The organism is Roseomonas sp. TAS13 (assembly GCF_001950415.1).
In the GTDB taxonomy this organism is placed as follows: Bacteria; Pseudomonadota; Alphaproteobacteria; order Acetobacterales; family Acetobacteraceae; genus Roseomonas; species Roseomonas mucosa.
This window is the reverse complement of the sequence record NZ_BDLP01000251.1, coordinates 1-6426: the sequence shown is the minus strand read 5'-3', so window position 1 is coordinate 6426 and position 6426 is coordinate 1. Positions and strand designations below refer to the sequence as shown.

General features: G+C 72.8%; 5 protein-coding genes and 1 pseudogene. All 6 read right to left on the bottom strand.

Annotated features, from left to right (window positions below; genetic code table 11):
* Window positions 1-283, bottom strand: a 283-nt coding sequence (locus tag ROTAS13_RS17050) for a glycosyltransferase (RefSeq protein WP_171979131.1), incomplete at its 3' end; no start/stop codon positions are given.
* The gene (locus ROTAS13_RS17045) at window positions 280-1419 is read right to left on the bottom strand and encodes an FtsW/RodA/SpoVE family cell cycle protein (protein WP_019459412.1); all 1140 of its coding nucleotides are present in this window, start codon (window positions 1417-1419) and stop codon (window positions 280-282) included. The genes ROTAS13_RS17045 and ROTAS13_RS17050, both read right to left, overlap by 4 nt.
* A gap of 3 nt (window positions 1420-1422) precedes the next feature.
* Entirely contained in the window at window positions 1423-2853 is a 1431-nt protein-coding gene (murD, locus tag ROTAS13_RS17040; protein ID WP_019459411.1) for a UDP-N-acetylmuramoyl-L-alanine--D-glutamate ligase, read from the bottom strand.
* Between the two features lie 5 nt (window positions 2854-2858).
* Window positions 2859-3947 (bottom strand): phospho-N-acetylmuramoyl-pentapeptide-transferase, encoded by a 1089-nt coding sequence (gene mraY, locus ROTAS13_RS17035; RefSeq protein ID WP_019459410.1) that lies wholly within the window; start codon window positions 3945-3947, stop codon window positions 2859-2861.
* A complete protein-coding gene (murF, locus tag ROTAS13_RS17030; protein ID WP_075822929.1) occupies window positions 3944-5350 on the bottom strand; it encodes a UDP-N-acetylmuramoyl-tripeptide--D-alanyl-D-alanine ligase in 1407 nt (468 codons plus the stop codon). Before murF ends, mraY begins: the two co-directional genes overlap by 4 nt.
* A pseudogene (locus ROTAS13_RS17025) lies at window positions 5347-6381 on the bottom strand (Mur ligase family protein); the annotation flags it as partial. The gene murF and the pseudogene ROTAS13_RS17025, both read right to left, overlap by 4 nt.
* Between the last annotated feature and the right edge of the window lie 45 nt (window positions 6382-6426).

Sequence of the window (6426 nt, the reverse complement as noted above, 5' to 3'; positions counted from 1 at the left end):
GCAGTTGCCGGGCCTGGATCGTGCCGCGCGCCAGGGCCAGCGCCCCGGCGGCGGCGCGCCGCGCCCCGCGCCCGGCCAGCCCGGCGCCGGGCAGGATGAAGCGGTCCATCCCCTCGAAGCGGGTGCCGCCCTTCTCCATCAGCGCGCCGGAGCGGGCATCGGTCATCAGCACCACGCGCTCGCCGCGCGCGGCCAGTTCGGCAGCCAGGGCTTCGGCCGGGAAGACGTGGCCGCCGGTGCCCCCGGCGGCGACGACGAAGCTGCGGACGGCCGGACCCCTCACAGGGCCTCCTCCATCGCCCGGCCGCTGCGGCGGCGGGTGAGCGCCAGCAGGAAGCCCAGCCCCAGCGCGATGGCGAGCGAGGATGAGCCGCCATAGGAGACGAAGGGCAGGGTCATGCCCTTGGTCGGGATCAGGTGCAGGGTGGAGCCCATGTTGATGAAGGCCTGCAGCCCGAACTGGGTCAGCAGCCCGGTCGCGGCCAGGATGACGAAGAGGTCGGTTTCCGCCAGCAGGCGCAGCATCCCGCGCACCACGATGAACATGAAGACCGCGATCAGCAGGGCACAGACGATCATGCCGAACTCCTCGCCCATCACGGCGAAGACGAAGTCGGCATGGGCATCGGGCAGCACGTTCTTGATGCGGCCCTCGCCGGGGCCGGTGCCCATCAGCCCGCCGTTGCCGAAGGCCTCCAGCGCCACGTTCACCTGGTAGTTGTCGCCGGTGGAGGGGTCGAGGAAGCGTTCCACGCGGGAGCGCACATGCGGCAGGGTCAGGTAGGCGCCGACGCCGCCCAGCACGCCGAGCCCGCCCAGCGCGCCGACCAGCAGCACCGGCAGGCCGGCGATGAAGAGCTGCGTGAAGAAGACCGAGGTCACCACCAGAAGCATGCCGATATCCGGCTGGCTCTTGAGCAGGAAGGCGATCATCACCCAGCAGCCGCCGGCGATCAGCCAGCCGGCCCAGCGGGAGACGGGGCCGGGGCCGCGCACCTCCGCCAGCAGCCAGGCGGCGACGATGGCGAAGCAGGGCTTGAGGAATTCCGAGGGCTGCAGCGACAGGCCGGGGATCGGCAGCCAGCGGCGGCCACCCTTGATCTCCACGCCCACCACGAGGGTCGCGGCGGTGAGCGCGAGGCCGATGCCGAAGCCCAGGATGGCCAGTCGCCGCACCTGCCGGGGCGAGAGCAGGGAAACCATGATCATCAGAGCGATGGAGAGGGCGAGGTAGCCCACCTGCCGCCAGATGAAGAAGTCGCGCGAGGAGGCACCGATGCGCTCCGCCACCGCCGGGGAGGCGGCCAGCATCATCACGTAGCCGAAGCCCACCAGGATGAAGATGGCGGCCAGCGTCCAGCGGTCCACCGTCCACCACCAGCGTCCCAGGACCGAGGAATCCGCGCGCGAGAAGGACATGCGTCAGGCCGCCTTTTCCAGGGATTGCACCAGGGTGCGGAAGTGCTCGCCACGCGCCTCGAAGCCGCTGTACTGGTCGAAGGAGGCGGCGGCGGGGCTCAGCAGGACCACCGGCGCGCCCAGGCGTTGCGCGGCGGCGCGGGCGGCGGGCAGGGCGGCCTCCAGCGTGCCGGCGGTCTCGTGCGGCACGCCATGGGCGGCGAGGGTGGCGGCGAATTCCCCGGCGCAGCGGCCGATCAGCACGGCATGGGCAACATGCGGGAAGAGGGAGGCCAGGGGTTCGATCCCGCCTTCCTTGGGCACGCCGCCGGCGATCCAGACCACGCGAGGGTAGGTGCCGAGCGCCCAGGCGGTGCTGTCGGCATTGGTGGCCTTGCTGTCGTTGACGTAGAGGACGCCGCCCCGCTCCGCCACGCGCTCCTGCCGGTGCGGCAGGCCGGGATAGCTCCGCAGCCCCTCCGCCAGCTGCGCCCGGGTGATGCCGAGGGCGAGCGCCAGGGCGGCGGCGGCGGCGGCGTTCTGGGCGTTGTGCGTGCCCGGCAGGGCGGCGGCCTCGCCGAGATCGAGGATCGGGCCAGCATCGTCGCGCAGCAGGCGCCCCTCGGCCCAGACGCCGCCGGGCTGCGGCGTGGTGCCGGAGATGGGCATCAGCCGGTTGCGGATGCGCGGGGCCAGGGCGCGGGAGGCCGCGTCGTCCATCCCCAGGACCGAGACCCGGTTGCCGGCGAGGATGTGGGCCTTGGCGTCGGTGTAGCCCGGCATGCCGCCATGGCGGTCCAGGTGGTCGGGGCTCAGGTTGAGCATCGCCCCCAGGTCGAAGTGGAGCGCGTCCAGCCGCTCCAGCATGTAGGACGACATTTCCAGCACATAGGCGCCGCGGGCCAGCAGGGGCAGGGCGGTGGCGGCGGGGCCGAGATTGGCGCCGGCGGCCACCGGCATCCCGGCGCCCTTCAGGATGTGGCGCAGCAGGGCGGTGGTGGTGGACTTGCCGTTGGTGCCGGTGATGCCGACGAACTGCGCCTTGGAGCCGGCGGCGCGGGCGGCGAGGAAGAGGAACTCCGCGTCGCAGAGGATCGGCGCCCCCGCCGCCAGTGCCCGGGCCGCGGCCGGGTGGGTGCGCGGCAGCCGGTGCGGGATGCCGGGGGAGAGCAGCAGCGTGTCCTGGGCGAAGGGCGCGGCGGTCACGTCCGCCACGGTGAAGCCGGCGGCCTCGGCGGCCTCGCGCTGCGCTTGGCTGTCGTCCCAGACCACGATTTCCGCGCCCCAGTCCCGCAGCCGGTAGGCGGCGGGCAGGCCGGCCTTGCCCAGCCCGACCACCGCGATGTGGCGGTTGGCGAAGGGCTTGAAGTCATAGCCCTCCGGCAGCGTGTCGGAGGCGCGCCGCGGCGGCTCCCGGCCGCGGGAGATGTCGGGCGAGGTGAGGTCGCGGGCCATGGCTGTCACCGGATCTTCAGGGTGGAGAGGCCGACCAGGGCGAGGACCATGGCGGCGATCCAGAAGCGGATGACGATCGTAGGCTCGGCCCAGCCCTTCTTCTCGAAGTGATGGTGCAGGGGCGCCATGAGGAAGACGCGGCGGCCGGTGCGCTTGTACCAGAAGACCTGGATGATCACGCTCACCGTCTCCACCACGAAGACGCCGCCGACGATGGCCAGCACGATCTCGTGCTTGGTGGCCACCGCCACGCCCCCCAGCGCGCCGCCCAGGGCGAGCGAGCCGGTATCGCCCATGAAGACCGCGGCGGGCGGTGCGTTGAACCAGAGGAAGCCAAGCCCGGCGCCGATCAGTCCGGCCAGGAAGATCGCGAGCTCCCCGGTGCCGGGCACGAAGTTGAGCTGCAGGTAGTCGGCGAAGATGTGGTTGCCGACGAGGTAGGTGATCAGGGCGAAGACGCCGGCCGCGATCATCACCGGCACGATGGCCAGCCCGTCCAGCCCGTCGGTGAGGTTCACCGCGTTGGAGGCGCCCATCATCACCAGCATCCCGACGATGGGGAAGAACAGGCCGAGCTGGAGCAGGACGTCCTTCAGGAAGGGGACGGCCAGCGCGCCCTGGAGGTTGTAGGGCATCAGCCAGGTGATCCAGAGGGCGGCGAGGAGGCCGAGCCCACCCTGGACCAGCAGCTTCATGCGGCCGGAAACGCCCTTGGTGTTGCGCTTGGTGACCTTCAGCCAGTCGTCCCAGAAGCCCAGCGCCCCATAGCCCATGGTGATCAGCAGCACCGCCCAGACGATGCCCGAGCGCAAGTCGGCCCAGAGCAGGGTGGCGATGCCCAGGCTCATCAGGATCAGCACGCCGCCCATGGTGGGCGTACCTTTCTTCTCGACCAGGTGGCGCTCCGGGCCGTCCGTGCGGATCGGCTGGCCGCCACGCTGGAAGGTGCGCAGCCAGCGGATCACCGCCGGCCCGAAGACCATGGAGACCAGCAGCGCCGTCAGGCAGGCGGCGCCGGCACGGAAGGTCGTGTAGCGGATGAGATTGAACAGGAGGAACTGCTCGCCGAAGGGTGTGACGAGGTTGTAGATCACGCAGGAACTTCCTTCCGTCTGCCCTTCAGCGCCGCGACCACTGTCGCCATGCGGCTGCCGAGCGAACCTTTCACCATCACCGCGTCGCCGCCGCGCACCGCACTGGCCAGGACCGGAGCAAGGCTCGCGGAATCCGGGGCATGCGCGCCGCGCTTCCCCGGGGGGAGGGCCTCGAAAAGCCCGCGCATCAGCGGGCCGCAGCAATACACGAGGTCGGCCGCCGCCGCCGCCGCCGGGGCAAGGGATCTGTGCAGGTCTGGCCCGTGTTCTCCGAGTTCCAGCATGTCGCCGAGCACGGCGATGCGGCGCCCCGGGGGCGGGGTGGGCTGGGCGGCCAGCACGGCCAGGGCGGCGGCGACCGAAGCGGTGTTGGCGTTGTAGCTTTCGTCCAGGAGGAGGAACTCGCCGCCCTCCTCCAGCGGGATCGCTTGGCGCTGGCCCCGCCCGGCGGTGGGGGAGAAGCCCTCCAGCGCGGCCAGGAAGCGCACCGGATCGGCCCCCAGCGCCTCGGCCGCGCCCAGGGCGGCCAGGGCGTTCAGCGCCATGTGGCGGCCGGGGACGGGCAGCTTCAGCCCGAGCCGCATGCCGTGCAGCGACAGATGGGCGATGGAGCCGGTGGCCGTGCCCTGCCAGTCGAGCAGGCGGATATCCGCCCTCTCCGCCTCGCCGAAGCTGACCAGCCGGGCACCGGCCTCCCGCGCGCGTTCGGCCAGCCGCGCGGCATGCGGGCCGTCGGCGGGGAAGACGGCGGTGCCGCCGGGGGCGATGCCGGCCAGGATGTCGGCCTTCTCCTCGGCGATCTCCGCTTCGGAGCCCAGATGCCCGACATGGGCGGCGGCGATGATGGTGATCACCGCCACCTCGGGCCGGGCGAGGCGGGCGAGGGGGGCGATCTCGCCCCGGTTGTTCATGCCGATCTCGATCACCGCATAGGCGGCGTCGCGCGGCTGGCGGGCCAGGGTGAGCGGCACGCCCCAGTGGTTGTTGTAGCTGGCCACTGCCGCATGGGTGGGAGCCAGGGCGGCGAGGCCCTGGCGCAGCATCTCCTTGGTCGTGGTCTTGCCCACGCTTCCCGTGACAGCGGCGAAGCGGGCCGTGGAGCGCGCCCGCGCGGCGGCGCCCAGGGCGGCGAGCCCGGCCAGCGTGTCCGCGACGCGCAGCAGCGGCGCCTGCTCCGGCATCTCCGGCGGCAGGCGGTCCACCATCGCGGCGGCGGCGCCGGAATCCAGGGCCGCGGCCACGAAGTCATGCCCGTCGCGCTGGTCGCGCAGCGCGATGAAGAGGTCGCCGGGCTGCAGGCTGCGGGTATCGATCGACAGGCCGGTGACGGCGATGCCCTCGGGGATGCTGCCCCCGGTGGCCTCGCGCAGCTCCTCGCTGCTCCAGAGTGGGGTGCCGGTCATGCCGCCGCCCCCGCGAGGCGGCGCACCACCCCGGCATCGTCGAAGGGCGTGGTCACGCCCGCGATGGTCTGTCCGCTCTCGTGTCCCTTGCCGGCCACGGCCAGCACGTCGCCAGGGCGCAGGTCCTCCAGGGCGGCCGCGATGGCCGCGGCGCGGTCGCCCGCGTCGATGCCGCCGGGACAGGCGGCGAGCACGGCGGCGCGGATGGCGGCGGGGTTCTCGGAGCGGGGGTTGTCGTCGGTCACCCAGCAGCGGTCGGCGAAGCGGGCGCAGGCCGCGCCCATCAGCGGGCGCTTGCCCGGGTCGCGGTCGCCGCCGGCGCCGAAGACCACATGCAGCCGCCCGCCCGGTCCGACATGCGGGCGCAGCGCGGCGAGCAGGCGCTCCAGCGCGTCCGGGGTATGGGCATAGTCCACATAGACGGCGGCGCCGTTGGCGAGGCGGGCGGCGAGCTCCATGCGGCCGCGCACGCCACGCAGCCGTTCCAGCAGCGGCATGGCCCGTTCCGCATCAATCCCGGTGGCCACGGCGAGGGCGAGGGCCATCAGCAGGTTGTCGGCTTGGTAGCGGCCCGGAAGGGGCAGGGTGAGGTTGGCGCGGCGGCCGAAGACATCGATCTCCAGCGCCTGGCCCTCGGGCAGGGGGGCGTGGCGCAGCAGGCGGATGTCCAGCCCGGCCTCGCCCACGGTGAGCAGGCGCAGGCCCCGGTCGCGGGCGATGTTCCGCAGGGCCGCCAGCGTCTCCGGCTCCATGTCGGCATTGGCCACGGCCGGGGCACCGGGTGGCAGGACGGTCCCGAAGAGGCGCAGCTTGGCGGCGCGATAGCCCGCCATGCCGCCGTGGTAGTCGAGATGGTCGCGCGTCAGGTTGGAAAAGCCCGCCGCGGCGAGGCGGACCCCGTCCAGGCGCCGCTGGTCGAGCCCGTGCGAGGATGCCTCCATCGCCGCATGGGTGACGCCGTTCCGGGCGAGTTCCGCCAGCGTGGCGTGCAGCGTCACCGGGTCCGGCGTGGTCAGCGAGGGGCCGGGCGGGCTGTCTCATGATCACATCTACGCACAGCTCCACCGTAAGGCGAA

Coding starts and splice junctions, on each gene's coding strand:
- murD (WP_019459411.1), bottom strand. CDS start 2,853: ATGGCCCGCGACCTCACCTCGCCCGACATCTCCCGCGGCCGGGAGCCG.
- ROTAS13_RS17045 (WP_019459412.1), bottom strand. CDS start 1,419: ATGTCCTTCTCGCGCGCGGATTCCTCGGTCCTGGGACGCTGGTGGTGG.
- murF (WP_075822929.1), bottom strand. CDS start 5,350: ATGACCGGCACCCCACTCTGGAGCAGCGAGGAGCTGCGCGAGGCCACC.